A 25943-nucleotide genomic window follows, 5' to 3' on the forward strand; every position below is an offset into this window, starting at 1 on the left:
CCCGAATCTCGCTCGCTTAGCGCTGGGCGTCTCGCTTTCGCCAGTTTGGTATGTGCATCGTCATTATCGCTTTGAAAAGGCGGCTATGATGCGGGTAGCGTAGGTGAAGCAATTCGTGCGCAATCACGAAGTCTCTGAACTCGGGTTCTCGGTCGGCCAGGTCCATTGCCAGCGTAATTACACCAGCCGACGAACATGATCCCCATTTGCGCCGCATGGGGTAAACCCGCACTATTCGCGGATTGACCTTCAACTTTACCGACCATCGAATAACGCGCATCTTGAGGTCGATCGCGCCGCCTTCCTGCATCACGACAGCAGCGACCGCATGATCAAGTCCACGATCCGCGTCCGGTCCTCGTCACTTAGGTCGAGAAGCGGCAGATAAAGCGCGCCGCGCAATCGCCTGCGTTCATCATCATTGAGCAAGGCGTTGGGATAGCGCGCGCGAAGCTCATCGATTAGTCCCGCGACTTGCCGCACGTCGATGTCGCCGCCAGTCAGCGCGGGGTCGTCGCGCAGCGCGATCATGACGCCGAATGCGTCGGCAGAAAGGCCGCTCGCCTTGGCCTCTGCGATCAGTGCCTCTTTTTCTGCCGCCAATGCTCCCAGCAGATCGATCGCGGCCAACCCGGTAACGTTCCGGCTTTCCATGTCCTTCAAAATGCGTTCGGCGCGGTCCTTTAGCGGCTGGAGGATCGGCGCATTGGCTTGATCTTCGTCCACTTCCTTCTGCAAGCCGCGCATTGGTTTCGCGGGTCTCCAAAAAATGGTCGAAAATCTGCTTATCGAGGTCGGTCGCCTGATCACTTTTTGTTCGACTCGGCCCGCCCGAACGGAATCACCGCCCCGCCTTCGCGCAGCCGGTCCAGATAATCGCTCCACCAAGCTGCCATTCGCACGCGCTCTTCCCAATACTGCCCGCGCGAATACGTGCCCCGGACCGCATCGCTGTCGCCATGAGCCAGCGCCCGTTCGATGGCGTCGGGCTGCCACTTACCGCTTTCGTTGAGCAGCGTCGATGCGGTCGCGCGGAAACCATGCGCGGTCGCTTCGTCCTTGCCGAACCCCATGCGGCGCAAGGCCACGTTGATGGTGTTTTCCGACATTGGACGGCGCGGGCTATAGAGCGCCGGAAAGAGGTAACCCCCGCCGCCCGTCATGGCGCGCAGCTCGCCCAGCAACGCGACCACCTGCGGCGACAATGGTACGCTATGCGCGCGCCGCGCCTTCATCTTGCCAGCCGGGATGCGCCAGACCGCCGCGTCCAAATCGAATTCCGACCATTCGGCATGGCGAAGTTCGCCCGGCCGGACGAAAACATGCGGCGTGATTTGCAGCGCCAGCCGTGTAATCGGGTTGCCGTTATAGGCATCCACCGCGCGCAGCAACTCGCCCAGCTTCCCCGGTTCCAATATGGCGGCATAGTGCCGTGCCTTCGGTGCGACCAGCGCGCCTTGGAGTAGCGCGGCCGGATCGGCCTTGCAGCGCCCGGTTGCCACCCCATAGCGAAAGACGCGGCTGGCAAAGGATCGCACCTTTTTTGCCGTTTCTTTATTGCCGCGCGCCTCCAGCCGTTTCAGCGGGGCGAGCAGCATTTGCGGATCGACATCGCTGATCGGCAAGTCGCCGACCGCCGGACGCAACAGGTCGAGAAACCAGCGCGCCTTGGCGAGCGTCGTTTCGGCGCGACCCTCGCCTACCATTTTGCCGTCGATATATTCGGCTGCAACGCTCGCGAAGGTATTGGCAGCGCTGATCCGCGCGGTCGCCTTGGCGCGCTTGCGCTCCAGCCCCGGATCGGCGCCGTCGGCAAGCGTCGCGCGGGCGGCTTCGCAAAGCTGGCGCGCCTTGGCGAGCGTCACGTCGGGCCATGCCCCCAGCGCCAGCCGCTTTTCCTTCCCCGCGAAGCGGTACTTCCAACGCCACAGCTTGGAGCCGTTGGGGAATATCTCGAGATACAGCCCCTTGGCATCGGCCTTTTTATAGGGGGTATCGCTCGCCCGAAAGGCGCTGATTTCTGCGGCCTTCAGCGACATTTGGGGGCATCACTTTTTGCGATTTGGGGGCCTTTGGGCCGATATGCCCCCAACCATGCCCCCAATTCCGACGGATTATCCAGAAACGCCATGACACACCCCGCTGCAAAGAGGGACGATTAATGGCAGATTTCTGCCGCTTTTTCAAGCACTGGGGGGCTTCGGGGAATAAGGAAATGGTGCCCAGAAGAGGACTCGAACCTCCACGACCTTGCGATCGCCAGCACCTGAAGCTGGTGCGTCTACCAATTCCGCCATCTGGGCACGGGGTAGGAGCGGGCGCTTAGCGGCGGCGTGATGAGCTTGTCAACCGCGGCGGAGGCCCCGCGGCGATTTTTCTGTCCCGGCCACGCATTTACGCGCCCGATCGCTGCCCTGCCCCCTTGCCCGGCGCGGCGCTTCGCGGCATGGGGGCGACAGGCGGCGCCGCGCCGCGACGGAATCGGACAAAGATGGGCGCCATGCAAACTCTCGACGGACAATTGATCACGGTCTTCGGCGGCGGCGGTTTTATCGGCCGCTATGTCGTGCAGCGCCTGCTCGCACGCGGCGCGCGCGTCCGCGTCGCCGAGCGCGAACCGCGCAAGGCCCTGTTCCTGAAGCCCCTCGGGGGGCTCGGCCAAACGCAGTTCGTCGCTGCCGACGTCCGCGACGCCGCCAACGTCGCGCGCGCGCTCCAGGGCAGCGACGCGGTGATCAACCTCGTCGGCAGCTTCGACGACATGGCCGCGGTGCAGGCCGATGGCGCGGGCCATGTCGCCGCCGCGGCTGCAGCGGCGGGCGTGAGCGCACTCGTCCACATCTCGGCGATCGGCGCCGACAGCGCCTCCGAATCCAAATATGGCCGCAGCAAGGGCGACGGCGAGGCTGCGGTCCGCACCGCCTTTCCGCAAGCCGCGATCGCCCGCCCCTCGATCGTCTTCGGGCGCGAGGACCAGTTCATCAACCGTTTCGCCGGCATGATCCGCATGGCGCCGGTCGTCCCGGTGATCGCGCCCGCGGCGAAGTTCCAGCCGGTCTATGTCGGCGACGTCGCCGATGCGGTGCTCGCCGCGCTGGGCGATGCCGCCGCGGGCAGGATTTTCGAACTCGGCGGGCCGCAGGTGCTGACGATGCTCGAACTCCAGCGCTGGATCGCCGATGCGACCGGCCGCAGCCCGCTGTTCGTCGAAATCCCCGACGTCGTCGGTTCGGCGCTCGCCTCCGGCCTGGGCTGGGCGCCGGGCGCGCCGATCACCAAGGACCAATGGCTGATGCTCCAGCGCGACAACATCGTCGCGCCGGACGCGGCGTCGCTCGCCGACCTCGGCATCGTGCCGACCTCGCTCGCCGCGGTCGCCGACGGCTGGCTGGTGCAATATCGCCGCCACGGCCGCTTCGCCGAGCTGACCGCGCGCTGATCGCGCCCACTGGCGCCCTGCCGAAAAGCTGCTAACCTCCCGCGCGGGGGTCGCATCTTTTCGATGCGGGGAATGCATGATGAAATTCGGGGGAACGACCGCGCTGGTCAGCGTGGCACTGATTTTGGCCGGCTGCGACAATACGCCGGCGGATTTGCATGGATTGCCGAAGGACGCCGCCGAGCGCGCGACCTTGTGCGGGCGCGCCGCGGTCGCCTATACCGCCGCGGGCGGCAGCGCCAACCCCGCCGAGGAAAAGCGGCGCCAGGACCTGCTCCAGAAGATCGTCGACGAAACCGGCTTCTTTGCCGCGACGGGGCTCGACGATGCCAAGGGCAAGGCGTTGCTCGGCGATATCGAGGCGACGCTGGCCGGCGGCAACTGGATCGGGACGCTGAACCAGTGCAAGGCCGCCTATGCGCTCGGCGATCCCGAGCCGCTGCCCAAATTGCCCGAGGCGGCGGAACGCCCCGCGGCCTGCGCCGCGGTCGCGGTGGCGGCATCGCTCGGCGAGGGCGCCAAGACGCCCGCCGACGTGCAGAAGCTGGTGATGAAGAACCCGCAATCCTCCTATTTCCTGCTCGTCGCGGCGAAGGACGGCGGCATTGCGGGGGCGCAGAACAATATGCTCAAGCATATCGAATGGGCGGTGACCTCGGGCGCGGTGGGGCCCCTAACCGACGCCTGCGTCAAGGAATATCCCAAGGCCGCGGCGAACGGCGCGGTGACCCTGCCGACGGACGAGGGCCAGGCGGTCGCCGCATGCAGCTTCAACGCCGGGCTGATGGGCGGCCTCGACGGCGACGAAGGCACGATGGCCAAGGCGGTCGCGAAGCGGATGCAGGATGGCAGCAAGATGCCCGACATCGCGCTGGCAACCAGCCCCGACAAGCTGATCCAGCAGGCGCTCGACCTCGGCCCGCCGGCCAATGTGCTGAAAGCCTGCGACGCGCGGTTCAAATAGCCGCTGGAAAAAACGCATCCGGCTGCGTAGTCGGTGACAGGACAGGGGCGCCCGGCTGATGTCGGGCGCCCTTTCGTTTCCGGTCCCCGCTCCAGTACAGGATTTTCATGACCGCCACCCATTTGCTGCACGCCCTCATCCTCGGCATCATCGAGGGGCTGACCGAATTCCTGCCGGTCTCGTCGACCGGCCATCTGATCCTCGCCGCCGAACTGCTGGGCTTCACCGGCGAAGGGTCGGCGGCGTTCAAGATCGCCATCCAACTCGGCGCGATCCTTGCGGTTCTGGTCGCCTATCGCCAGCGCTTCTGGAACGTCGCCATGGGCCTTTTGCGCCGCGACCGCGACGCGATCGCGTTCACGCGCAATATCCTGATCGGCTTCTTGCCGGCCATGCTGATCGGCGCCGTCGCTTATGAAGGGATCCGCGCGCTGCTCCAGTCCCCGACCACCGTCGCGGTCGCGCTGATTGTCGGCGGGGTCGTGATCCTCGCCATCGAACGGATGGTCAAGGTCGTGAAGGTCGAAACCGTCGAGGCCATGCCGCTGGGCACCGCCGTGGCGATCGGTGTGATGCAATGCATCGCAATGATCCCGGGGGTCAGCCGGTCGGGCGCGACGATCATGGGCGCGCTGCTGATGGGGGTCGAACGCAAGACCGCGGCCGAGTTCAGCTTCTTCCTCGCGGTACCGACGATGATGGGCGCCACCGCCTATTCGCTGTTCAAGGATCGCGACCTGCTGAGCCTCGACGACATGCAGGCGATCGGCATCGGACTGGCGGTCGCCTTCGTCGTCGCTTTGGCGGTCGTGAAGGCTTTTGTCGCGATCGTCGGCCGTTTCGGTTTCGCGCCTTTTGCTTGGTACCGAATCATTCTCGGTGCCGCCGCGCTCGTGTGGCAGGGCATGAGATAGGGCCGATATTTTACCAATTGCGAAACATAGTTGCGCGAGAGACGATTCCCTTCCGAATCACCCGTGATTTAAGGTCAGATATGCTGACCTAATCGCGATTTCGTCCGTGACAACGGGGTTTTGGCCCGCCATTCGCCTTCGCGAGAAGGGGAAAAACTCATGGCTGCAGATCGCATGCTCCGCTTCGTGGAGCGTGACCAGAATTATCCCGACAAGCGCTCGGCCGAAGAGCGCGCGCAGGATTTTCGCGAAATCGCCGAGCGCTACGCCGCGCCCGACGCCGACGAACAGGCCGCGCGCTGCTCGCAATGCGGCGTGCCCTATTGCTCGGTGCATTGTCCGCTGCACAACCATATCCCAGACTGGCTGCGGCTGACGGCGGAAGGCCGCCTCCGCGAAGCCTATGAACTGAGCAACGCGACCTCGACCATGCCCGAGATCTGCGGCCGCATCTGCCCGCAGGATCGCCTCTGCGAAGGCAATTGCGTGATCGAATTTTCGGGCCATGGCGCGGTGACGATCGGCAGCGTCGAGAAATATATCACCGACACGGCCTGGGCCGAGGGCTGGGTCGAGCCCGTCCATGTCGGCAAGCCGACGGGCCAGTCGGTCGGCATCGTCGGCGCCGGCCCCGCGGGCCTGACCGCGGCCGAATATCTCCGCGTCGCGGGGCACGAGGTCCATGTCTACGACCGCCACGACCGCGCGGGCGGGCTGCTCACTTATGGCATCCCCGGCTTCAAGCTCGAAAAGGATGTCGTGATGCGCCGCATCGAGCGGCTCGCCGACGCCGGTATCCATTTCCATCTGGGTTTCGAGGTCGGCGCCGACGCGACGCTCGACGAACTCCGCCAGAAGCATGACGCGCTGCTGATCGCGACGGGCGTCTACAAGCCGCGCGAGATCAACGTCCCCGGCAACGAAGCCGAGGGCGTCGTTGCCGCGCTCGACTATCTGATCGCCTCGAACCGCAAGGGCTTCGGCGACGAGGTCGCCGCATTCGAGGACGGCCGCCTCAACGCGATGGGCAAGCATGTCGTCGTCGTCGGCGGCGGCGACACCGCGATGGACTGCGTGCGCACCGCGGTGCGCCAGGGCGCGCGCTCGGTCAAATGCCTCTATCGCCGCGACCGCGACAATATGCCGGGCTCGCAGCGCGAGGTCGCCAATGCCGAGGAGGAAGGCGTCGAATTCGTCTGGCTCGCCGCGCCCGAAGGCTTCACCGCGACGCGCCGCGTCAAGGAAGTCGCGGTCGCCGGCATGCGCCTCGGCGCGCCCGACGCCAGCGGCCGCCGCAGCCCCGAAGCCGACCCCGCGCGCAAGTTCGACCTGCCCGCCGACATGGTGATCAAGGCGCTGGGCTTCGACCCCGAGGAACTGCCGCACCTGTTCGGCGCCCCCGACCTCAGCGTCACGCGCTGGGGCACATTGCGCGTCGATCACCAGACGATGATGACCAGCCTGCCCGGCGTCTTCGCCGCGGGCGACATCGTGCGCGGCGCCAGCCTGGTCGTCTGGGGCATCCGCGACGGCCGCGACGTCAGCGAGCAGATGGCGAAATGGCTGAAGGCCAAGGCCGCGGGCGAACGCCAGGCGGCATGATGTCCCGCGGCCGCAAAGTCGTTGCAATCGGGGCGCGATCTTTTAGCGTCGGCGCGGGGTCGCGCCTGACCGGGACGATCGTCCCGACGGACCGAAAGACGACCCCATGATGGCTGCCCCCTCCCTTGTTGCGCGAATCCTCTCCCTCGCGCTTTTGCCCTTCGCCCTGCCTGTGTCCGCCGCGGCACAACAGGGCGGGCCGGACGTCCATGACGCCCTTTTCCAAGCCTATTACGACGGCCAGGCGATGGACACGCTGCCGGAGTTCCAGGCCCGCCTCCTGCTGATCGATCACATCGGCTCGATCCTGAAAGATGATCCCGAGCTCAAGGGCTGGGCAGCCGCCGACACGGCCGATGCCATCACCGAATTCGGTACGCCCGCGCGCGCGCCCTACAAGCTGCGCCTCGCCGCCCGGCTGCGCGCCGCGATCGATCCGGCGCGGGCCAAGGCGGCAACCGATCTCGCCGCCGATCCCGCGGCGCTCAAGTCGATCGAGTGCGTCGCCCGCAGGACGAGCCGCGCTGCGTCCGAATGGGCCGCTTGCTCCGCAAACGGCGGACGCGCGTTCACGGCAGCCGAACAGGTGCTGGCGACCGAAGCCCTCGCGACCATCAATGACGTGGTGAACCACCCCGACCTCAATTCGGCCGTGATCGGCATCATGTGCCACACGCTCGATCGTTTCAGCGACCGCGTCTCGACCGACGAAATGACGCGAAAATATTCGATGACCGTCTCGCTCCTCAGCGCGGAAAAGCCCGTCGCCTGCGACCGCGCGAAGCCCCGTTATGCCGCGCTGATCGGCCATGATTCCTATCTCAAGCTTGAACCCACGCTGCTGTTCGACAGCGCCACGAAAGGCGAATGACCATGACCAAGATGAAGTTGCTCCTGCTCGCCGGCGCCGCCGTTGTCGCAGCGCCGCCCGCGCTCGCGATGCAAAAGGAAGCCCCGCAGGCCGAGATCCTCGCGACCGACGCGCCCGCCGAACTGTCGAGCGAGCAGATGGCGGCGCAGGCCAAGGCCAAGATGCAGAAGGAGATCGACGAAGCGATCAAGTTGATCGAGAAAATCTATGGCGTCGACCAACTTCCCGCGATCCCGCCCGCGCAGCTGACGCTGGCGAAAAAGACCACCGGCGCGCTGGTCCCGACGGGCAGTCTCGAAAAGATGATGGACAACCTCTACGGCAAGCTGTTCCGCGGCTTTCTGGGTGAGTTTGGCGGCGTATCCGACCTGATGCTGTCGTACAAGACCGGGGTCGAGAGCGAGAAGATCGCCGCGCTCGACGACGCGACCCGCGAAAAGATCGCCGACATCTTCGACCCGCAGCGCAAGGCGCGCGAAGAGCAGATCATGGCGAACGTCAAACCGATCATGAGCGAGGTGCTCCGCGACCTCGAGGTGCCGATGCGCGACGGCATGGCCGCCGCCTTCGCGCGCAAGTTCAGCGCCGACCAGCTCACGCAGATGAACGCCTTTTTCGCGACCCCGGCGGGCAGCGCCTATGCCAATGAATGGATGGCGCTGCAGGCCGATCCCGAGGTGATGCTGGCGATCATCCGCTCGGTGCCGCCGATGATCGACAAATGGGTCGACCGCGCCCCCGAACTGGAAGGCAAGTTCAAGGACCTGCCGAAGGAAAAGCAGCTGACCGACCTCAGCGACGCCGAGCTGACCAAGCTTGCAGGGCTGCTCCAGGTCGACGTCCAGACGCTTAAGGACCAGCGCGACCTCTACAAGTCGGTCGACGATGCGGCGATGGAGGCAACCGATGCCGCCGAAGCTGCGATCGCGGCCGGCGAGGCGAGCGATGCCGCGATGGCCGAGGGCGATTATGGCCCTTGGTACGAGCGCGAGAATTGGAGCGCCGAGGACCTCGCCAAGGTCGAGGCGATCGAGGCGGAATCGAACGAGATTTTCGGGCGCTCGATGGAGGCCCAGCAGGCCGCGATCGACAATGCGCGCAAGCGTCTCGCAAAAGAGGGCGCCTCGCCCTCCGAATAATCAAAACAAGCCACACGGCCAGGACTCCAAAAATGACCCATTATCCCACCCCCGATCACGCGCGCCTCGAATCCGAGGGCATGTACCGCCCCGACATGGAATCGGATGCCTGCGGCGTCGGCATGGTCGCCGCGACCGACGGCAAGGCCTCGCGCCGCGTCGTCGAGGCGGCGATCGAGGCGCTGCGCGCGGTCTGGCACCGCGGCGCGGTCGATGCCGACGGCAAGACCGGCGACGGGGCGGGCATCCATGTCGACCTGCCCGTCCGCTTCTTCGACGATGCGATCGCGGCATCGGGGCACAAGGTGCGCCCGAACCGCCTCGCGGTCGGCATGGTCTTCCTGCCGCGCACCGACCTCGACGCGCAGGAACATTGCCGCACGATCGTCGAGTCCGAGATCATCGACGCGGGCTATACCATCTATGGCTGGCGCCAGGTTCCCGTCGACGTCTCGGTGGTCGGCGACAAGGCGCAGCGCACGCGCCCCGAGATCGAGCAGATCATGATCGCCGGGCCGATGCCCGACGAACAGTCGCTCGCCGAGTTCGAAAAGCGCCTCTATCTCGTCCGCCGCCGGATCGAGAAAAAGGTGATCGCGGCGCAGATCGCTGACTTTTACGTGTGCAGCCTGTCGGCGCGCTCGATCATCTACAAGGGGCTGTTCCTCGCGGAGAGCCTTGCCGATTTCTATCCCGACCTTACGAACAAATTGTTCGAGAGCCGCGTCGCGATCTTCCACCAGCGCTATTCGACCAATACCTTTCCGCAATGGTGGCTGGCGCAGCCGTTCCGCACCCTCGCACACAACGGCGAGATCAACACGATCCGCGGCAACAAGAACTGGATGAAGAGCCACGAGATCAAGATGGCGGGCCTCGCCTTTGGCGAGCATTCGGAAGACATCAAGCCGGTGATCCCCGCGGGCGCGTCGGACACCGCCGCGCTCGACGCGGTGTTCGAGACGCTCTGCCGCGCCGGCCGCGACGCGCCGACCGCGAAGCTGATCCTGGTGCCCGAGGCGTGGGTCACCGACGACGACATGCCCCCGGCGCATAAGGCGATGTACTCCTACCTCGCCAGCGTCATGGAGCCGTGGGACGGCCCCGCCGCGCTCGCGATGACCGACGGCCGCTGGGCGGTCGCGGGCATGGACCGCAACGCACTCCGCCCGCTCCGCTACACGCTCACCGCCGACAATCTGCTCGTCGTCGGCTCCGAAAGCGGCATGGTTCTGCTGCCCGAGGCGAGCATCCGCAAGAAGGGCCGCCTTGGCCCCGGCCAGATGATCGCGGTCGATCTCGACGAGGGCCAGCTCTACGACGACCGCGCGATCAAGGACAAGATCGCGGGCGCGCATGATTATTCGGCGCGGGTGAAGGGCTTTCGCACCATGGCCGACCTGCCCAAGGGCGGGAAGTCGAGCCTGCCGCAATGGGAGCGTAGCGAGCTGCTCCGCCGCCAGGTCGCCGCGGGCCTGACGATGGAGGATATGGAACTCATCCTCTCGCCGATGGTCGAAGATGCCAAGGAAGCCGTCGGCTCGATGGGCGATGACACCCCGCTCGCGGTCATCTCGGACAAGCCGCGCCACGTCGCGCAATTCTTCCGTCAGAATTTCAGCCAGGTCACCAACCCGCCGATCGACAGCTTGCGCGAACGGCATGTGATGAGCCTCAAGACGCGCTTCGCGAACCTCGCGAACATCCTCGACGAAAAGGGGCAGAGCGACCATGTTCTGGTGATCGATTCACCGGTGCTGGTGGGCGACGACTGGGACCGCCTGCGCGCCTATTTCGGAGATGCCGTCGCCGACATCGACTGCACCTTCCCCACCGGCGGCGACGCATCGACGCTGCGCGAGGCGATCGCGCGCGTGCGCAAGGAAGCCGAGGATGCGGTGCGCGCCGGGCGCAGCGAATTGTTCCTCACCGACCAGAGTATCGGCGAAGGCCGCGTCGGCATGGCGATGGTGCTCGCCGCCGCCGCGGTGCACACGCATCTCGTGCGCAAGGGGCTGCGCAGCTATGCCTCGATTAACGTCCGCTCGGCCGAGGTGCTCGACACCCATGCCTTCGCGGTGCTGATCGGCGTCGGCGCGACCACCGTCCACGCTTACCTCTCCGAGGCGGCGATCGCCGACCGCTGGACGCGCGGGCTGTTCGGCGGCGAGCTGTCGCTGGCCGACTGCCTCCAGCGCTTCCGCAAGGCGATCGACGACGGGCTCTTGAAGATCCTCGCCAAGATGGGGATCGCGGTGATCTCCTCCTATCGCGGCGGCTATAATTTCGAGGCGGTGGGGTTGAGCCGCGCGCTCGTCAACGACCTCTTTCCCGGCATGCCCGCGAAGATCTCGGGCGAGGGTTATCAGTCGCTCTTCATCAACGCGACCGAGAAGCACGAAGCGGCGTTCGACAGGCGCGTCACCACCCTCCCCATCGGCGGCTTCTATCGCCAGCGCGCGGGGGGCGAGACGCACGCCTATTCGGCGCAGCTGATGCACCTGTTGCAGACCGCGGTCGCGACCGACAGCTATTCGACCTATCTGCAGTTCGCGCGCGGCGTCGCCGACCTGCCGCCAGTCTATCTGCGCGACCTGATGGAGTTCAACTATCCTGCGACCGGCGTCGCGCTCGACAGCGTCGAGGCGATCACCGAGATCCGCAAGCGCTTCGTCACCCCGGGTATGTCGCTCGGCGCGCTCTCGCCCGAGGCGCACGAAACGCTGGCGATCGCGATGAACCGCATCGGCGCCAAGGCCGTCTCCGGCGAAGGCGGCGAAGCGAGCGAACGCTATCAGCCCTACGCCAATGGCGACAACGCCAACAGCAACATCAAGCAGATCGCGTCGGGCCGCTTCGGCGTCACCGCCGAATATCTCGGCGCCTGCGACGAGATCGAGATCAAGGTCGCGCAGGGCGCCAAGCCCGGCGAAGGCGGCCAATTGCCCGGATTTAAAGTCACCGATTTCATCGCGCGGCTGCGCCACTCGACCCCCGGCGTGATGCTGATCTCGCCGCCGCCGCACCACGACATCTATTCGATCGAGGATCTGGCGCAGCTGATCTACGATCTCAAGCAGATCAATCCCAAGGCGCGCGTCTGCGTCAAGCTCGTGAGCTCGGCGGGCATCGGCACCGTCGCTGCGGGGGTGGCCAAGGCGCACGCCGACGTCATCCTCGTCTCGGGCAACACCGGCGGCACCGGCGCCTCGCCCCAGACCAGCGTCAAATATGCTGGCACGCCGTGGGAAATGGGCCTGTCCGAAGTCAATCAGGTCCTTACCCTCAACGGCCTCCGCCACCGTATTCGTCTGCGCACCGACGGCGGGCTCAAGACCGGGCGCGACATCGTGATCGCCGCGATCCTCGGCGCAGAGGAATATGGTATCGGCACACTCAGCCTCGTCGCGATGGGCTGCATCATGGTGCGCCAGTGCCACAGCAACACCTGCCCCGTCGGCGTCTGCACGCAGGACGAGAAGATGCGCGCCAAGTTCACGGGCTCGCCGGAGAAGGTCATCAACCTGATGACCTTCATCGCCGAGGAAGTGCGCGAAATCCTCGCCAAGCTCGGCTGCCGCAGCCTCGACGAGGTGATCGGCCGCACCGAGCTGCTCCGCCAGGTCAGCCGCGGCGCCGAGCATCTCGACGACCTCGATTTGAACCCGATCCTCGCCAAAGTCGATGCCCCCGACGAGCAGCGTCGTTCGCAGGGTCCGCATTTCCGCAACCCCGTGCCCGACAGCCTCGACGCGCAGATCCTGAACGACGCCAAGCCCCTATTCGAGCGCGGCGAGCGCATGCAACTCACCTACAACGTCCGCAACACCCACCGCGCCGTCGGCACCCGCCTGTCGGCCGAGGTCACCGCGCGCTTCGGCATGAAGGGCCTCGCCGACGACCATGTCCAGGTCCGCCTCCGCGGCACCGCGGGCCAGTCCTTGGGCGCCTTCCTCTGTCAGGGCATCACGCTCGAAGTCTTCGGCGACGCCAACGACTATGTCGGCAAGGGCCTGTCGGGCGGCCGCATCGTCGTGCGCCCGACGGTGTCGAGCCCGCTGGTCAGCCAGCACAACACGATCGTCGGTAACACCGTTCTCTACGGCGCGACCGCGGGCACCTTGCTCGCCGCGGGCCAGGCGGGCGAGCGCTTCGCGGTGCGCAACTCGGGCGCCCAGGTCGTGGTCGAGGGCTGCGGCGCCAACGGCCTCGAGTATATGACCGGCGGCATCGCGGTGATCCTCGGCGCGGTCGGCTCGAACTTCGGCGCGGGCATGACCGGCGGCATGGCCTTCGTGCTCGACGGCGACGCCAGCTTCGAACGCCGCGCCAATGGCGAATCGATCGTCTGGCAGCGCATCGAGAGCGCCCACTGGGAAGCCGTGCTGAAAGCGCTGGTCGAGGATCATGCGCGCGCGACGGGCAGCAAATGGTCGGCCGAAATCCTCGCCGACTGGGACCGCCGCGTCGGCGAGTTCTGGCAGGTGTGCCCGAAGGAAATGCTGTCGCGGCTGGAATACCCGCTGACCGATGCCGAAATCGCAGAGGTGGCGGCGGAATAGACCCTAAAGATCCTTCCCATCGCGCAGCCTTGGGGAGGGGGACCGCCGCCGCAGGCGGTGGTGGAGGGGTTTTACGTCGGCGTTGTTACCCCTCCGTCAGCGCTTCGCGCTGCCACCTCCCCATGGCTACGCCAAGGGGAGGATCGTCTCGCCCCGCCAGCGCGTCGCCCCGCCGCATCCCACCCTCACGTTCAGCCCAGCGAAAGCCCGCGTCCCCTAGACAAGCCAGCTTGATCGACCCCGTGTCATCGCCGCAACAAGGAAGATGCCATGCGCCGCTGGACCCTCGCAATGCTCCCCCTCCTCGCCATCGCCGCGCCGATTCCGGCGCAGGCCGCCGACGTGCGCGACGCCGCCGAGGCGCTGACCGACCCGGTCGAAAGCGACCGCATGGCGAGCACCGTCACCGCGCTCGTCGACGCGCTGATGCGCACCAATATCGGCCCGCTCGCCGAGGCGATCGCGCGCGTCGATCCCGAATCCGATGCCGCTTATATTCCGCCCGACGCCACCTTGGGCGAAGTCACCGGCACCGATCCCGACTATGGCCGCCGCCTCGGCGGCGACGTGCGCGCGACCTCTCGCATGGCGGGCCATCTTGCGACCGCCGCGGCGGCTTATGCGCCCGTGCTCAAGGAGATGGCGCGCGACATGGCGGCGCAGTGGGAGCGCGAACGCGACGCCGCGCGCCGCTGATCCACAGTCTCTCCGCCGCATCGCGCCATAGGCGTTGCGCGCGGCGCCCCGCTGCCGCTATGCCCGCCATATGTGGCAACTTTACCAATTTCCGCTCTGCCCCTTCTCGCGCAAGGTCCGCCTGCTGCTCGGTGAAAAGGGCGTCGGTTACGAACTGGTGCGCGAATCGCCGTGGGAGCGCCGCGACGAATTCGTCGACCTGAACCCCGCCGGGCGCACCCCGGTGATGGTCGACAGCGCGCGCGGCCAGGTGCTGATCGACAGCGCCGCGATCTGCGAATATTTCGAGGAGACGGTCGAGGGCAAGGCGATGATCAACGGCACCGCCGCCAATCGCGCCGAAATCCGCCGTCTCACCGCCTGGTTCGACCACGACTTCTATTATGAAGTCACCGGGCCCCTGCTGTTCGAGCGGATGCAGAAACGCATCGTCCACCGCCAGCCCCCCGACGGCGGCGCGCTGCGCGAGGCGATGAAGGCCGCGAACCAGCATCTCGACTATATCGACTACCTCATCGACCACCGCACCTGGCTCGCCGGCGCGACGATGAGCCTCGCCGACCTCGCCGCCGCGGCGCATATCTCGGTCGCCGACTATCTCGGCGGCATCGACTGGACCGGGCACGAGCAGACGAAAGGATGGTATTCGGGGCTCAAGTCGCGGCCGAGCTTTCGACCGCTGCTGGCCGAACGGATGGAAATCGTGACCCCGCCGAAATATTATGAGGACGTGGATTTTTAGCGGAGCGGACCAATCCCCCACTCCGTTCGTGCTGAGCTTGTCGAAGCATCGTTCTTCTTGTGGCGTTGAAAGAAAGTACGGCCCTTCGACAAGCTCAGGGCGAACGGGTTTGGGGGCTCAGCAGCCCTTATATTTCCAGTTGCGATCTTTGCCCTCGGCAACCTGCGCGACGATCGTCTCGATGCGCTTGGCGCGCGTTTGCTCGCGCTTCGCCTCAAGCACCCATTCGATATAGTCGCGGCGCTTGCCGGGCGAGAAGGCATCCCAATACCCCTGCGCCGCGGCATGGGCGCTCAGCGCGGCGCCGAGATCGCCCGGCAAGTCCAGCGCCGCCTTCGGCTCGGCTTTCGGCCGCTTGGGCTTGCCCTCGTCGCACAGCACCGCTGCCTTGGCGATCCATGCCGCCATCTGCTTGTCGCCGGGCAGATCGGCCAGCGTCGCGAGCCGCCCCATGCTCCCCATCGCGCCGGTGTCACGCGGCGAGCCGGTGACCTCCTCGTCGCGCCAGAAGCCGAAGGTGGCATGCTCCTTGAACGCCGCCATGCCGGCGAGATTCTGGCCGTGCAGCACGAAATGCGGCACGCCCCATTTCAGCGTCTCTTCCGCCCCCGGCGCATGCTGGTGCACCAGTTCGCGCAAATGGGTCAGGATCGGCTGCGCAAAGGGCTGCCGCGCGGCGATATAGGCATCGACGCGCGGATCGCGGCTCATCCCGGCCACCGCGCGGCGACCAGATAGTTCAGTGCCTCGCTGCCGCCGAGCTTGAATCCCTTGGCGGCCGACGGCGACAGGCCCGTGCGATCGAAAACCTCAAGTCCCGCCTCCTCGATCAGCTTCGTCAATTCCTCGGGCTTCAGAAACTGGTCCCAGTCGTGCGTGCCCCGCGGCACCGCCCCGACACGCTCGGCCGCCTCGACGAGCAACAGCTTCGACAAGGCCGTGCGGTTCGGCGTCGACAGGATCATCAGCCCGCCGGGCGCGAGCCGCGCCGCAAGTTCGCCAATAAAGGCTGCGGGGTCGGTGACATGCTCGACCACTTCCATCGAGGTAACGAGATCGAATTGCCCCTTCCCTTCCCCGCTCGTGTCGAGCGCAGTCGAGACACCCGGAAGGCCGGCGCTCGCCAGGCGTGTCTCGACTTCGCTCGACACGAACGGATTTGGGAGGTCGGCCAACTCTCCAGCGAAGTAATAAATCGCCAGCCCCTGCCCCGCCGCATGCTCACGCGCCGCCGCGATATTCTCGGGCGCCGCATCAACCCCGGTCACCGCCGCGCCCATCCGCGCCAGCGGCTCGGCGAGCAGCCCCGCGCCGCAGCCGACGTCGAGCGCGCTTTTGCCGGTGAGCGGGCGGCGTTCGCGCGTATCGCTATGCCAATGCGCATCGATCTGCCCGCGGATATAGGCCAGCCGCACCGGATTGAGCTTGTGCAGCATCGCCGAGGAGCCGTGCGGATCCCACCAGTCGGCGGCGAGCGCGCCGAAATGCGCGGCTTCGTTGGGGTTGATCGTCGCTGTGCTCATGCCCCGCGATGTGGCACTGCGGCATCATAGGTGCAAGAAATTCTATCCGCCGCATACGATGCCGGTCTTGCCTTCCCCCGCCCCCTTCCGTAACAGCCGAGCGCCGCGGAATTGCACGAATGTTGCGGCAGAAACCAGTTTCTTGAAAGCGGGGCGAGATGGCGCGGATCGTGATGAAATTCGGGGGCACGTCGATGGCGGGCACCGAACGAATTCGCACCGTGGCGAAGCTCGTCGCACGCGAAGTCGCGCAGGGCAACGAGGTCGCGGTGGTCGTCGCGGCGATGGCGGGCGAGACCGACCGCCTCGTCAATTTCTGCCGCGAGGCGAACCCGCGCTACGATCCCGCCGAATATGACGTCGTCGTCGCGGCCGGCGAACAGGTGACGTCGGGCCTGCTCGCGCTCACGCTGCAGGCCATGGGCACCCCGGCGCGCAGCTGGCTCGGCTGGCAGCTCCCGATCCGCACCGAGGAGGCCCACGCGCGCGCGCGGATCGCCGACATCGACACCGGCGCGCTCGGCGCCGCGATGGCGAAGGGCGAGGTCGCGGTCATTCCCGGCTTCCAGGGCATGATGGACGACGGCCGCGTCTCGACATTGGGCCGCGGCGGCTCGGACACCAGCGCCGTTGCCGTGGCGGCGGCGCTCAAGGCCGACCGCTGCGACATCTACACCGACGTCGACGGCGTCTACACCACCGACCCGCGCATCGTCGCGCGCGCGCGCAAGCTCGACTATGTCACCTATGAGGAAATGCTCGAACTCGCGAGCGTCGGCGCCAAGGTGCTCCAGACGCGCTCGGTCGGCCTCGCGATGAAAGAGGGTGTGCGCGTGCAGGTGCTCTCCAGCTTCGTCGAGGGCGACGAAGCGCCCAAAAAAGGCACGATGATCGTCAGCGACGAGGAAATAGAGGAACATCAGATGGAACGGCAGCTGATCACCGGCATCGCCCACGACAAGAATGAAGCGAAGATCATCGTCACCCGCGTGCCCGACAAGCCGGGCGCGGTGGCGAACATCTTCGGCCCGCTCGCCTCCGCCGGGATCAACGTCGACATGATCATCCAGAACGTCGGCCGCGAAAAGGGCGAGACCGACGTGACCTTCACCGTCCCCGGCACCGACTTGCTCCGCTCGATCGACCTGCTCGAAGGCGCGAAGGACAAGATCGGCTTCAACCGCATCATCAGCGACGACAAGATCGCCAAGATCAGCGTCGTCGGCGTCGGCATGAAGAGCCATGCGGGCGTTGCGAGCACCATGTTCCGCGCGCTCGCCGACCGCGGCATCAACATCCAGGCGATTTCGACCAGCGAGATCAAGGTCAGCGTGCTGATCGACGAGGACGAGACCGAACTCGCGGTGCGCGTGCTGCACACGGCCTACGGGCTCGACGCCGAATAAGCCCAAGGTTCCGCGGGCGTTCAGTTCCAGTCGCGCGCCAGGAACCGTTCCTTCGCGCCGCCGAGCACGGCGACGGCGCGCTCGATATTGCGCTGCCGCGCCGCGTCCGATTTCAGATTGGCGAGATAGCGCAATATCTCTTTCTGCAGGCTGGGCGATAGGCCGTCCCATCGGGCTTTGATCGACGGATCGGCGTCAAGGCGCGCCGCGAATTCTGGCAGCATGTCGTGCTGCGGACCGCCCCGATACGCCGCATCGAACACGACCGACACCGCGACCATGTCGCCCACGTCGGTGCCCGACGCCTTGCGCACCACGCCGTCGAGATAGAGATAGAAGCTGCCGTCGCCCGCCGGCATCATATTGACGCGCCGCGCCTGGTCGGGCTGGCCGTTGACTTGGACCAGCACGGGCATCGGCTTTTTCCAGCCAGCCTTGATCCGCTCCGCCCGCGCGCCGCTCACCGGCACATAGGGATTAATGCCTCTAAGCGCGATCTTCGCTCTGAAATCCATCCCCGACCCGTAGCAGCGATCAGGACGGCGTGACCACAGGCGCCGCGCCGATATCGGTCTCTTGGCGGCGCAACCGCGCCTGGCCGATGAAATGCACCACCGCGATATGGATCGCGAACAGCCCGAATTTCGAAGCCAGCGGAAACACGCCGATGAACAGCGGCCACCACTGGGTGAAGAAGAGCGCGATCACCAGGTTGAGCCCCGCGCTCGCGAACATCAGCGCCGCCCAGATCTGGCCGAAGCGGTCCATGACATCGCCGACCAGTGCCATCTGCTCGGGCAGGATTTAACGGCTGAGCCAGCCCTTGCGCAGCATCACCGTGCCGACGATCAGATAGACCACGGTCGGCTTCGCCATCACGAAGCGCGGGTCGCCGGTCAGCAAGGTCGCCGCGGCCGTGAACAGCACCGAGGCGAGGCTGATCCACTGCAGCGCCGCGGCCTGGTGCCCGCGCGCAAGCGCGTATCCGACCACCGCGACGGCGACGAGCGTACCGGCAACGACCGCGGGAACGATGCCTGCGCCCGCGGCGAGCAGGACGGCGAAGGTGATGATACCGAGCGAATCGAACAGCATCGGGCCGAGCGCATAGAGCAGTGTGCGCATGATCGTCCTTTCAGGGACTCAATGTTACCGTCGTAAACATTGCATGCGAATCGCACCCGGGTCAAGCAGAAATTTACATTGTTAACATTGGCGGGGATTAACCGCAGCCGGCGCGCGGCGAACCGAGCCTCAATTACGCAGCCGTACCTTCGCGGTCACCGACAGGCCGGGACGCAGCTGTGCCAGCGCCGCCTGCCCCGGATCGAGCCGGATTCGCACGCCGACGCGCTGGACGATCTTGGTGAAATTGCCCGACCCGGGCTCGAAGGGCAGCAGGGTGAACTCGCTCCCCGACCCCGGCGCGAGGCTGTCGACCGTGCCCGCCAGCGTCTCGCCAAGCGCATCGACATAGACTTCGGCCTTCTGTCCCGGCCGCATCGCGTGCGTCTGCGTTTCCTTGAAATTGGCGACCACATAGATCGCCCGCACCGGCACAACCGACAGCAGCCGCGTGCCCGGCTGGACGAAGTCGCCGACCTGCACCTGCCGGTTTCCGACAACCCCGGCGATCGGCGCCCGCACGACGGTATGCCCGCGGTCCTGCCTAGCGAGCGCCAGCGCCGCACGCGCCTTCAACGCCTCGGCCTCGGCCGCTTGCACCTCAGCCAGCAGCACCGGCCGCCGCGCGCGCGTCACCGCGGCCTGTTCGTAGCTCGCCCCCCAATCGGCGCGCGAGCGCCGCGCCGCCGACGCCGCGCCGACCGCAGTCGCGCGCACCTGGTCGGCGTCGCGCCGCGTCACGAAACCATCGACGAGCAAGGTGTCGTAGCGCTTGAGGTCGGCCGCCGCGCGCACCGACTCCGCATCGGCCGCGGCGATCTCCGTCCCCACCGCGCGGATCTGTGCCGCGGCGAGCCGCTCGTCGGCGCCGAGCGCGGCGAGCGCCGCCCGCGCGGTCGCGACCCCGGCATCGGCGTCGGCGACCGCCGCCTCGGCGGCCTGCAGCCGCGCATCATAATCCTCGGCGTCGATGCGCACGAGCGGATCGCCTGCCTTCACCGCCTGATTGTCGCGTACCAGCACCGCGGCGACGAGCCCGCCGACCTTGGGCGCGACGTTGCTTGAGTCCGCCTGCAGATAGGCGTTGTCGGTCGATTCCGCGGTGCGCGGCGAAGTAAGCCACCACACACCGACAGCCGCGACGGCGAGCGCGATCAGGCCCACCTTCCACGCCTTCTTCGGCAGCGCGAAGCGGCGCTTCGCAGGCGCTTCGACGGGAGCGTCGGCGGCGATCGCCGTCTGCGCGTTCATTGCTGGATCACCAACAGGGTCGAGGTCGCGGTCGCATAGAGCCGCCCCGCCGCGTCGGTGAGCTTCGCCTCGACATAGGCGACGCGGCGCCCGATCGAGATCACCCGCCCCTCGGCACGCACCTTGCCCGTCTCGCCGGTCATCGCCTTGAGGTAGCTGGTCTTGAGCTCGAGCGTCGTCATCGCCTGGTCGTCGGCGAGCTTGGTCACCACCGCGATCCCGCACGCCGAATCGAGCAAAGTCGCGGCATAGCCGCCATGCACGATTCCCATCGGATTATAATGCTGCGGCCCCGGCACGCCCTCGAACGCCGCCCAGCCGTCGCCGGCATCGACCAGCTGGAACCCCAGCGTTTCGCCGATCGGCGGGCGCCCGCCCGATGCGATCAGCCCCTGTACCTTGGCGAGCGTCATTGTGCCGCCTCCAACCCATAGCGCGCGACGATGCTGGCGTGCGTGTCGGCAAGCATCGCGTCCGACAGCGCCGCATCGCCCACCGCGCGCGCCAATGCGACCCCGCCGACGAGCTGCGCGAGCAAGGCGTGGGATTCCCCCGCGGCATCGGCGTAACCCAACGCCGCCAGCGGCCCCGCAAGCCGCGAAGCAATACCGACAACGCCCGCGCCGAAACGCTCGCGCGTCGCGGGCTCGGAGCGCGCGAAATCGCCCGACAGCGTGGGCAACGGACAGCCCCGGTCGCGGCTGTCGCGATGCGCCTGCGACAAATAGAAATCGACATAGGCGCGCAATACGCTGCGTGGATCGCCCGCCGCGTCGATCTTCGCCGACCGCGCGCGCGCATCGGCGAACATCGTCCCGATCGCCTCGCCGACCAGTGCGTCCTTGGATTGGAAATGGGCGTAGAAACCGCCGTGGGTCAGCCCCGCGCGCGCCATGATCCCCGCGACCGCGACATTGTCGGGGCCCTTGGCGCGGATCTCTTTCGCGGCTTCCTTCAGCACCCGCTCGCGGGTCGCGGCCTTATGCTCGCTCGAATAGCGCACTTGCGGTCTCCTTTATATGATGGATATAATATAAAGACTGCAGGACACAAGCCCGATGGCATCGATTCCCCTCTCCCCCGGCCAGGCGGCATCCATGCCCGACGCGCCCTTCGACCCCGCCAGCCTCACGAATGCGCGGAAATATCTGATCTTCGCGGTGATGGCGTTCGGCCAGTTCATGGCGCTGATCGACATCCAGATCGTCGCCGCGTCCTTGAACGAGGTACAGGCGGGGCTCAGCGCCGGGCCCGACGAGATCAGCTGGGTCCAGACCGCTTATCTGATGGCCGAACTCGTCATGATCCCCTTTTCCGCGTTTCTGGCTCAGGCGCTCTCGACGCGCTGGCTGTTCGCGGCGTCGGCAGGGCTGTTCACCATCGCGAGCATCCTCTGCGGACTCGCGTGGAGCATCGAATCGATGATCCTGTTCCGCGCGGTGCAGGGCTTCGTCGGCGGCGCGATGATCCCGACGGTGTTCGCGACGGGCTATATGCTGTTCGAGGGCAAGCAGCGCGCGATGATCCCCGCGATCCTCGGCATGGTGTCGGTGCTCGCGCCCACCTTGGGGCCGACGGTCGGCGGCTGGATCACCGATGCGATGGGCTGGCGCTGGGTCTTTTTCATCAACGTGCTGCCCGGCGCGATGGTGACGCTCGCGATCCTCGCGCTCGTCCGCATCGACAAGCCGAATCTGCCGATGCTTCGCCGCATCGACTGGGTCCACCTTGCTTCGATGGCGGTGTTCCTCGCGGGGCTCGAATTCGTGCTCGAGGAAGGGCCCAAGCACGACTGGTTCAGCGAGCCCGAGATCGCGATCGGCGCGTGGGTGTCGTTCGTCGCCTTCGGCCTCTTCCTCGAACGCTCGTTCCGCTCGGACGGGCCGATCGTCCGGCTCTCCCCCTTCCGCAAGCCGACCTTCGTCTTCGCCTGCATCTTCAACCTCGTAATCGGCTTCGGCCTCTACGCCAGCACCTATCTGGTGCCGATCTACCTCGGCCGCGTGCAGGGCTATAATGCGTCGGAGATCGGCACGACGGTCTTCGTCTCGGGCCTCGCGCAACTGCTCGGCGTCCCTATCGCCGCGGCGCTGTCGCAAAAGGTCGACCAGCGCATTGTGATTACCTTCGGGCTCACCCTCTTCGCGACGGGCCTCTGGATGTTCAGCTTCATGACCCCTGAATGGGGCTTCGCCGCGCTCTTCTGGCCGCAGGTCGTGCGCAGCTTTGCGATCATGCTGTGCATCGTGCCCTCGGTTGGGCTCGCGCTCGGCAATTTCGAGGGACCCGAGCTCCGCTACGCCTCGGGCCTGTTCAACCTGATGCGCAATTTGGGCGGCGCGATCGGCATCGCGCTGGTCAACACCTGGCTCGGCGACAATCTCCGCCTCCACATGCTCCGCCTATCCGAAGCGCTCGGCCGTTCGGCCGAGGCCGCGAACGAAGCCGCGGCGCAGCTCGCGAAGCACATCGGCCGCACCGTCTCCGACCCCGCGCTCGCGCAGCAGATGGCCGAGGGCACCCTTGGCCGCATCGTCGGCCGCGAGGCGCTGACCCTCGCCTTCGACGACGTCTTCCGCCTGATGGCCTATCTCTTCCTCGCCGCGCTGGTGATGGTCCCCTTCTGCAAACCCCCGCCGATCCGCGGCCCGGCGCCGAAGGACGCGCATTAGCGGCGGCACAGCCGCTTTCGGGCGGAAGCGGACAAACCGCGCTATAAAACCCGTTCGTGTCGAGCGAAGTCGAGACACGTGAAGGCCGGCGCTTTCCAAGCGTGTCTCGACTTCGCTCGACACGAACGGAAATAGAGGACCGTCCGCTAACCACCCCAAACCCGTCGCTTCACAGCTCCCCAAAAAACTTCTTTCCTAAAATATCCCGCTATGTTCCAAACTGGCAGATGGAACATACCGACTCGCCCGCCCCGCAACTCGCGGACACCTGCCTCGCCTTCGCCCCCGTCCCCGCGCAGCGGCACCGCGCCGACGGCTGGACACCCGAAACCCAGGCCAATTTCATCCGCGCGCTCGAAGCGATGGGATCGGTCGGCAAAGCCGCTCGCGCCGTCGGCATGGGCCGCGCGTCCGCCTATCGCCTCCGCGAACGCGCCGAGGCGGCAAGCTTCGCCGCCGCGTGGGACCGCGCCATATCGATGGGCCGCACGCACCAGTTCAGCATCGCAATGGACCGCGCGCTCAACGGGGTCACCACCGTACGCGTGCTGCGCGGCGGCGCGATCGACGTCAGCGGCGGCCCCGACATTGCCGTCGTCCACGCTGCGCTCCGCGAAGAGGGCATCGCTAAAGCGACAAAGGAGACATTCTGAACGCACATATGCGTATCTTTTGTCGCTTTAGGCCCCACAAAAAACCCGCCCCCGGGCCCATGTCCCCGGGGGCGGGTCCTTGCGACCCGGTCGGCGTCAGCCGATCAGGCGAGGTCGAAACGGTCGGCGTTCATCACCTTGGTCCAGGCCTTGACGAAGTCCTTCACGAATTTTTCGCCATTGTCGGACTGCGCATAGACCTCGCCGACGGCGCGGAGTTCGGCGTTGGAGCCGAAGATCAGGTCGGCGCGCGTCGCCCGCCACTTCTCGCCGCCGTCCTTGCGGTCGGTGGCGACATATTCGTCGTCGCCCTCGCCCGCGGCCTTCCAGACATTGGTCATGTCGTAGAGGTTGACGAAGAAATCGTTCGTCAGTTGGCCCGACCGCTTGGTGAAATGGCCGTGTCCGCGCTCGCCATGATTGGCGCCGAGCACGCGCAGCCCGCCGATCAGCACCGTCATCTCGGGCACCGACAGGCCGAGCAGCGAGGCGCGGTCGAGCATCATTTCCTCGACCTTCACCGCCAGCTTCTTGCTTCCGACATAGTTGCGGAAGGCGTCGGCTTCGGGCTCCATCACGGCGAAGCTGTCGGCGTCGGTCTGCTCTGCCGTTGCGTCGCCGCGGCCGCCGGTAAAGGGCACCGCGACGCTGAAGCCGGCATCCTTGATCGCCTTCTCGAGACCCACGACACCGCCGAGGACGATCGCGTCGGCCATCGACAGATTGCCGCGCAGGCCGTCGAGCGAATCGAGCACCTTGGCGAGCATCGCCGGCTCGTTGACCTCCCAATCCTTCTGCGGGGCGAGCCGGACGCGCGCGCCGTTGGCACCGCCGCGGAAATCGGACTTGCGGAAAGTGCTCGCCGAGGCCCACGCGGTCTTGATCAGCTGGCTGACGGTCAGGCCGCTACCCGCAATCGCGGCCTTCACCGCCGCGACATCGGCGTCCGACGGCATGGTGCCGGCAGGAACGGGGTCCTGCCAGATCAGGTCTTCGGCCGGCACTTCGGGGCCGAGGTAGCGGACCTTGGGACCCATGTCGCGGTGGCAGAGCTTGAACCAGGCGCGGGCGAAGGCGTCCTTGAACGCTTCATGATCGCTCCGGAACTTCTCGCTGACCGCGCGGAATTCGGGATCCATCTTCAGCGCCATGTCGGCGGTCGTCATCATCGTCGGAACCTTGACGGTCGGATCCCACGCCGCCGGGGCCATATCCTCCGGCTTCTGGTTGATCGGCTGCCACTGCTGCGCCCCGGCGGGCGAGTGCACGAGCTCATAATCATAATCGAGCAGCAGGCGGAAATAATTCTCGGACCATTCGGTCGGCGTATTGACCCACGACCCTTCGATGCCGCTGGTGACGCTGTGCTCGCCGATGCCGCCGCTCTCGTGGCTGCTGACCCAGCCGAAGCCTTGCGCCGCGAGGTCGCCGCCCGAGGGTGCGGCGCCGAGCAGCGAAGCATCGCCATTGCCATGCGCCTTGCCGAAGGTGTGGCCGCCCGCGGTCAGCGCGACGGTTTCCTCATGGTTCATCGCCATGCGCTCGAAGGTTTCCTTCATATCGCGCGCCGACAGCAGCGGATCGGGATTGCCGCCCGGACCCTCCGGATTGACGTAGATCAGCCCCATCTGGATCGCGGCCAGCGGCCCTTCGATCGCCTCGAAGCCGTTGTCCGGATCGATGCGGGTCTGCACGCCCTCATTGACCCATTTGTCTTCCGAGCCCCAATAGATGTCGCGCTCGGGCTCGAACACGTCGGCGCGGCCGCCGCCGAAGCCGAAGACGGGCCCGCCCATGCTCTCGATCGCGACGTTTCCGGTCAGGATGAACAGGTCGGCCCAGCTGATCTTGTTGCCGTATTTCTGCTTGATCGGCCACAGCAGGCGGCGCGCCTTGTCGAGGTTGCCGTTATCGGGCCAGCTGTCGAGCGGCGCGAAGCGCTGTTGCCCGCTGTTGGCGCCGCCGCGGCCGTCGGCGGTGCGATAGGTGCCCGCGGCGTGCCAAGCCATGCGGATGAAGAAGGGGCCGTAATGGCCATAGTCGGCCGGCCACCAAGGCTGGCTGTCGGTCATCAGCGCGGTAAGGTCATCCTTCAGCGCCTGATAATCAAGCGACTTGAACGCCGCGGCATAGTCGAAATCGTCGCCGAGCGGGTTCGACGACCCGTTGGGATTGAGGATTTCGGTCGCCAGCATATCGGGCCACCAATCCTTGTTGGTCCGGCCGAGCAGCGCGCGTACGCCGCCATGGTTGACCGGGCAGCCGCCGGCGGCGTCGATGGGGGTCTGGTCGTTCATGCAGTCTCTCCTCGTTGGGCTTTTTGTAGGATGAATGTGGCGCGGAGCGATGACGGGCGCGTGACGCGGTGGCGCGTGGCCACAGCA

24 protein-coding genes and 1 tRNA gene are annotated in these 25943 nt (G+C 66.4%); 12 read left to right on the forward strand and 13 right to left on the reverse strand.

Features of this window, described 5'->3' with window-relative positions:
* Positions 1–16 precede the first annotated feature (16 nt).
* The 4 genes from BWQ93_RS09555 to BWQ93_RS09570 form a co-directional block, all read right to left on the reverse strand.
* Complete coding sequence (locus BWQ93_RS09555) at positions 17–310, reverse strand: M48 metallopeptidase family protein (RefSeq protein ID WP_077030340.1); 294 nt, start codon at positions 308–310, stop codon at positions 17–19.
* Positions 310–747, reverse strand: a complete 438-nt coding sequence (locus BWQ93_RS09560) for a hypothetical protein (protein ID WP_077030341.1) — start codon at positions 745–747, stop codon at positions 310–312. Before BWQ93_RS09560 ends, BWQ93_RS09555 begins: the two co-directional genes overlap by 1 nt.
* Positions 748–806: 59 nt before the next feature.
* Complete coding sequence (locus BWQ93_RS09565; RefSeq protein ID WP_077030342.1) at positions 807–2039, reverse strand: tyrosine-type recombinase/integrase; 1233 nt, start codon at positions 2037–2039, stop codon at positions 807–809.
* Between the two features lie 177 nt (positions 2040–2216).
* Positions 2217–2303, reverse strand: a tRNA-Leu gene (locus BWQ93_RS09570).
* Between the two features lie 197 nt (positions 2304–2500).
* Here BWQ93_RS09570 and BWQ93_RS09575 point away from each other — a divergent pair.
* The 9 genes from BWQ93_RS09575 (at position 2501) to BWQ93_RS09615 (ending at position 14929) form a co-directional block, all read left to right on the forward strand.
* The gene (locus BWQ93_RS09575; RefSeq protein WP_077032307.1) at positions 2501–3439 is read left to right on the forward strand and encodes a complex I NDUFA9 subunit family protein; all 939 of its coding nucleotides are present in this window, start codon (positions 2501–2503) and stop codon (positions 3437–3439) included.
* Between the two features lie 76 nt (positions 3440–3515).
* A complete protein-coding gene (locus BWQ93_RS09580; protein WP_077030343.1) occupies positions 3516–4403 on the forward strand; it encodes a hypothetical protein in 888 nt (295 codons plus the stop codon).
* Positions 4404–4510: 107 nt separating this feature from the next.
* Positions 4511–5317 carry an undecaprenyl-diphosphate phosphatase gene (locus tag BWQ93_RS09585; RefSeq protein ID WP_077030344.1) on the forward strand — a complete coding sequence of 269 codons (807 nt, stop codon included), beginning with the start codon at positions 4511–4513 and terminating at the stop codon, positions 5315–5317.
* A 159-nt stretch (positions 5318–5476) separates the two neighbouring features.
* Positions 5477–6919, forward strand: a complete 1443-nt coding sequence (locus BWQ93_RS09590) for an NAD(P)-dependent oxidoreductase (RefSeq protein WP_077030345.1) — start codon at positions 5477–5479, stop codon at positions 6917–6919.
* 106 nt (positions 6920–7025) lie between these two features.
* Entirely contained in the window at positions 7026–7790 is a 765-nt protein-coding gene (locus BWQ93_RS09595; protein WP_156878195.1) for a hypothetical protein, read from the forward strand.
* Between the two features lie 2 nt (positions 7791–7792).
* A complete protein-coding gene (locus BWQ93_RS09600; RefSeq protein ID WP_232314785.1) occupies positions 7793–8929 on the forward strand; it encodes a DUF2059 domain-containing protein in 1137 nt (378 codons plus the stop codon).
* 32 nt (positions 8930–8961) lie between these two features.
* Positions 8962–13491, forward strand: coding sequence for a glutamate synthase large subunit (gltB, locus tag BWQ93_RS09605; RefSeq protein WP_077030348.1), 4530 nt, complete (start codon positions 8962–8964; stop codon positions 13489–13491).
* Between the two features lie 270 nt (positions 13492–13761).
* Positions 13762–14187, forward strand: coding sequence for a hypothetical protein (locus BWQ93_RS09610; RefSeq protein ID WP_077030349.1), 426 nt, complete (start codon positions 13762–13764; stop codon positions 14185–14187).
* A gap of 70 nt (positions 14188–14257) precedes the next feature.
* The gene (locus BWQ93_RS09615) at positions 14258–14929 is read left to right on the forward strand and encodes a glutathione S-transferase family protein (protein WP_058807465.1); all 672 of its coding nucleotides are present in this window, start codon (positions 14258–14260) and stop codon (positions 14927–14929) included.
* Between the two features lie 117 nt (positions 14930–15046).
* Here the strand turns inward: BWQ93_RS09615 and BWQ93_RS09620 are convergent, their stop codons facing one another.
* Together BWQ93_RS09620 and ubiG are read right to left on the reverse strand one after the other, a co-directional pair.
* Positions 15047–15640: a YdeI/OmpD-associated family protein gene (locus tag BWQ93_RS09620; protein ID WP_077030350.1), complete on the reverse strand. Its 594-nt coding sequence runs from the start codon at positions 15638–15640 to the stop codon at positions 15047–15049.
* Positions 15637–16452, reverse strand: coding sequence for a bifunctional 2-polyprenyl-6-hydroxyphenol methylase/3-demethylubiquinol 3-O-methyltransferase UbiG (gene ubiG / locus BWQ93_RS09625; protein ID WP_077030351.1), 816 nt, complete (start codon positions 16450–16452; stop codon positions 15637–15639). The genes BWQ93_RS09620 and ubiG overlap by 4 nt, the downstream gene beginning before the upstream one ends.
* A 158-nt stretch (positions 16453–16610) precedes the next feature.
* On the opposite strand from ubiG, the gene BWQ93_RS09630 reads away from it, so the two are divergent.
* Positions 16611–17858 carry an aspartate kinase gene (locus BWQ93_RS09630; protein WP_077030352.1) on the forward strand — a complete coding sequence of 416 codons (1248 nt, stop codon included), beginning with the start codon at positions 16611–16613 and terminating at the stop codon, positions 17856–17858.
* A 20-nt stretch (positions 17859–17878) separates the two neighbouring features.
* Here BWQ93_RS09630 and BWQ93_RS09635 read toward each other — a convergent pair whose 3' ends face one another.
* The 6 genes from BWQ93_RS09635 to BWQ93_RS09660 form a co-directional block, all read right to left on the reverse strand.
* On the reverse strand, positions 17879–18373 hold the full coding sequence (locus BWQ93_RS09635) for a YdeI/OmpD-associated family protein (RefSeq protein ID WP_077030353.1): 495 nt from the start codon (positions 18371–18373) through the stop codon (positions 17879–17881).
* Between the two features lie 19 nt (positions 18374–18392).
* Complete coding sequence (locus tag BWQ93_RS21110; protein ID WP_077030354.1) at positions 18393–18647, reverse strand: hypothetical protein; 255 nt, start codon at positions 18645–18647, stop codon at positions 18393–18395.
* 15 nt (positions 18648–18662) lie between these two features.
* Entirely contained in the window at positions 18663–18983 is a 321-nt protein-coding gene (locus BWQ93_RS21115; protein ID WP_077030355.1) for a septation protein IspZ, read from the reverse strand.
* A gap of 129 nt (positions 18984–19112) precedes the next feature.
* Positions 19113–20234, reverse strand: coding sequence for an HlyD family secretion protein (locus BWQ93_RS09650; protein ID WP_077030356.1), 1122 nt, complete (start codon positions 20232–20234; stop codon positions 19113–19115).
* Positions 20231–20647, reverse strand: a complete 417-nt coding sequence (locus BWQ93_RS09655) for a PaaI family thioesterase (protein WP_077030357.1) — start codon at positions 20645–20647, stop codon at positions 20231–20233. Before BWQ93_RS09655 ends, BWQ93_RS09650 begins: the two co-directional genes overlap by 4 nt.
* Complete coding sequence (locus BWQ93_RS09660; protein WP_077030358.1) at positions 20644–21237, reverse strand: TetR/AcrR family transcriptional regulator; 594 nt, start codon at positions 21235–21237, stop codon at positions 20644–20646. Before BWQ93_RS09660 ends, BWQ93_RS09655 begins: the two co-directional genes overlap by 4 nt.
* 55 nt (positions 21238–21292) lie before the next feature.
* On the opposite strand from BWQ93_RS09660, the gene BWQ93_RS09665 reads away from it, so the two are divergent.
* Both BWQ93_RS09665 and BWQ93_RS09670 read left to right on the forward strand, forming a co-directional pair.
* The gene (locus BWQ93_RS09665) at positions 21293–22906 is read left to right on the forward strand and encodes a DHA2 family efflux MFS transporter permease subunit (protein ID WP_232314786.1); all 1614 of its coding nucleotides are present in this window, start codon (positions 21293–21295) and stop codon (positions 22904–22906) included.
* Positions 22907–23133: 227 nt separating this feature from the next.
* Positions 23134–23559, forward strand: a complete 426-nt coding sequence (locus BWQ93_RS09670; RefSeq protein ID WP_077030360.1) for a hypothetical protein — start codon at positions 23134–23136, stop codon at positions 23557–23559.
* Between the two features lie 104 nt (positions 23560–23663).
* On the opposite strand, the gene katG is transcribed toward BWQ93_RS09670, so the two are convergent.
* The gene (gene katG, locus BWQ93_RS09675) at positions 23664–25856 is read right to left on the reverse strand and encodes a catalase/peroxidase HPI (protein ID WP_077030361.1); all 2193 of its coding nucleotides are present in this window, start codon (positions 25854–25856) and stop codon (positions 23664–23666) included.
* Positions 25857–25943: the final 87 nt, after the last annotated feature.

This window comes from Sphingopyxis sp. QXT-31 (genome assembly GCF_001984035.1).
GTDB lineage: Bacteria > Pseudomonadota > Alphaproteobacteria > Sphingomonadales > Sphingomonadaceae > Sphingopyxis.

Coding starts and splice junctions, on each gene's coding strand:
- BWQ93_RS09555 (WP_077030340.1), bottom strand. CDS start 310: ATGCAGGAAGGCGGCGCGATCGACCTCAAGATGCGCGTTATTCGATGG.
- BWQ93_RS09560 (WP_077030341.1), bottom strand. CDS start 747: ATGCGCGGCTTGCAGAAGGAAGTGGACGAAGATCAAGCCAATGCGCCG.
- BWQ93_RS09565 (WP_077030342.1), bottom strand. CDS start 2,039: ATGTCGCTGAAGGCCGCAGAAATCAGCGCCTTTCGGGCGAGCGATACC.
- BWQ93_RS09575 (WP_077032307.1), top strand. CDS start 2,501: ATGCAAACTCTCGACGGACAATTGATCACGGTCTTCGGCGGCGGCGGT.
- BWQ93_RS09580 (WP_077030343.1), top strand. CDS start 3,516: ATGATGAAATTCGGGGGAACGACCGCGCTGGTCAGCGTGGCACTGATT.
- BWQ93_RS09585 (WP_077030344.1), top strand. CDS start 4,511: ATGACCGCCACCCATTTGCTGCACGCCCTCATCCTCGGCATCATCGAG.
- BWQ93_RS09590 (WP_077030345.1), top strand. CDS start 5,477: ATGGCTGCAGATCGCATGCTCCGCTTCGTGGAGCGTGACCAGAATTAT.
- BWQ93_RS09595 (WP_156878195.1), top strand. CDS start 7,026: ATGATGGCTGCCCCCTCCCTTGTTGCGCGAATCCTCTCCCTCGCGCTT.
- BWQ93_RS09600 (WP_232314785.1), top strand. CDS start 7,793: ATGACCAAGATGAAGTTGCTCCTGCTCGCCGGCGCCGCCGTTGTCGCA.
- gltB (WP_077030348.1), top strand. CDS start 8,962: ATGACCCATTATCCCACCCCCGATCACGCGCGCCTCGAATCCGAGGGC.
- BWQ93_RS09610 (WP_077030349.1), top strand. CDS start 13,762: ATGCGCCGCTGGACCCTCGCAATGCTCCCCCTCCTCGCCATCGCCGCG.
- BWQ93_RS09615 (WP_058807465.1), top strand. CDS start 14,258: ATGTGGCAACTTTACCAATTTCCGCTCTGCCCCTTCTCGCGCAAGGTC.
- BWQ93_RS09620 (WP_077030350.1), bottom strand. CDS start 15,640: ATGAGCCGCGATCCGCGCGTCGATGCCTATATCGCCGCGCGGCAGCCC.
- ubiG (WP_077030351.1), bottom strand. CDS start 16,452: ATGAGCACAGCGACGATCAACCCCAACGAAGCCGCGCATTTCGGCGCG.
- BWQ93_RS09630 (WP_077030352.1), top strand. CDS start 16,611: ATGGCGCGGATCGTGATGAAATTCGGGGGCACGTCGATGGCGGGCACC.
- BWQ93_RS09635 (WP_077030353.1), bottom strand. CDS start 18,373: ATGGATTTCAGAGCGAAGATCGCGCTTAGAGGCATTAATCCCTATGTG.
- BWQ93_RS21110 (WP_077030354.1), bottom strand. CDS start 18,647: ATGGCACTGGTCGGCGATGTCATGGACCGCTTCGGCCAGATCTGGGCG.
- BWQ93_RS21115 (WP_077030355.1), bottom strand. CDS start 18,983: ATGCGCACACTGCTCTATGCGCTCGGCCCGATGCTGTTCGATTCGCTC.
- BWQ93_RS09650 (WP_077030356.1), bottom strand. CDS start 20,234: ATGAACGCGCAGACGGCGATCGCCGCCGACGCTCCCGTCGAAGCGCCT.
- BWQ93_RS09655 (WP_077030357.1), bottom strand. CDS start 20,647: ATGACGCTCGCCAAGGTACAGGGGCTGATCGCATCGGGCGGGCGCCCG.
- BWQ93_RS09665 (WP_232314786.1), top strand. CDS start 21,293: ATGGCATCGATTCCCCTCTCCCCCGGCCAGGCGGCATCCATGCCCGAC.
- BWQ93_RS09670 (WP_077030360.1), top strand. CDS start 23,134: ATGGAACATACCGACTCGCCCGCCCCGCAACTCGCGGACACCTGCCTC.
- katG (WP_077030361.1), bottom strand. CDS start 25,856: ATGAACGACCAGACCCCCATCGACGCCGCCGGCGGCTGCCCGGTCAAC.